This window comes from Oleiphilus sp. HI0086 (assembly GCF_001635225.1).
The window spans coordinates 1-1,031 of sequence record NZ_LWFZ01000998.1 but is presented as its reverse complement, the minus strand read 5'-3'; the positions used below and the strand labels follow the sequence as shown (position 1 = coordinate 1,031).

Sequence of the window (1,031 nt, the reverse complement as noted above, 5' to 3'; positions counted from 1 at the left end):
TTCGCGTTTTCAGCGTTTTTTACAAATACAAACACGGTATCACCGGGTTTAACTGAGCCGAGAAGTGTTTCATCAAGCGATACGAATACATCAATTAACGAACCGCTGCTGTCGCTGGAAAAATCTGACAGTTCGATACCTGCACGGCGCTGCGCTTCATTAATGCCTTGTTTCATCTGGCCGGCGGCCGGATGTTCAGGATAAGCCTCTAAAACTTTAGACCAGTACTCAATAGCTAGTGAGAAGTCCTCAGACGTAAACGCATTGATTGCTAATAAACTTAAGGTATTTGGTTCGTTTGGGTTTAGTTCTAATGCCTTGTCAATCGTACCTTTAAGCGCGTCGGTGAAAATGCCCTTGGATGCGTAATATTGAGCCTGAGCTGTAATTCCGTAGGTTGCAGCAAGATCTTGATAGTTTATCTCGGGAGCCTCTTTTAACAAGCGAGTAACTTGTTCGAATGCGTCGACAGCAAGAGAATAGCGCTCGGTGTTCATTGCGGTGCGTGCTAGCAGGCCCCAGCCTTGAATGTTATTTGGGTTATCTTTTAGCTTGGCGTGTAATTGTTCGAGTAAGGCAGAGATGTCACCGTTTCGTGCTTGCTCAGTGGCACTAGCGAGCTCTGCATTACTTTCACTTCCTTCAAGATAGGCAACAACATCGTTGTAAGCGCCATAGTGGTTATAAAGAGCGGCGCTTAGTGCGACAACAACGGATACGCTGCCAAGTATAATTCCAATTGATGAGAATTTACTTAGCGAACTAGAGGTGGAATCAGAGTGGCTTTGATCGATACGATCGGCATCTTCGAGCAGCGTGTTATCAAGTTCTTCCTTAAGTTGAGCATATTGCTCGTCACCGATCACACCGCTATTTTTATCTAACTGTAATTCATTTAAGCGTTCTTTATATATTAATACATTTTGGGCAGTACGTTCTTTATTCTCGTTGGCCTGAATCTTATTCTGCTTGATTGTTTGTCGCTGGATAGATGCGAAGCGAAAGCTTGGTACGATAACAAACAAGCTTGC

The 1,031-nt window shown here is 44.0% G+C and carries 1 protein-coding gene; it reads right to left on the bottom strand.

The features are described 5' to 3' along the window. The coding region (gene ccmI / locus A3756_RS18030) for a c-type cytochrome biogenesis protein CcmI (RefSeq protein WP_068554164.1) at positions 1-1,031 on the bottom strand (1,031 nt) is incomplete at both ends.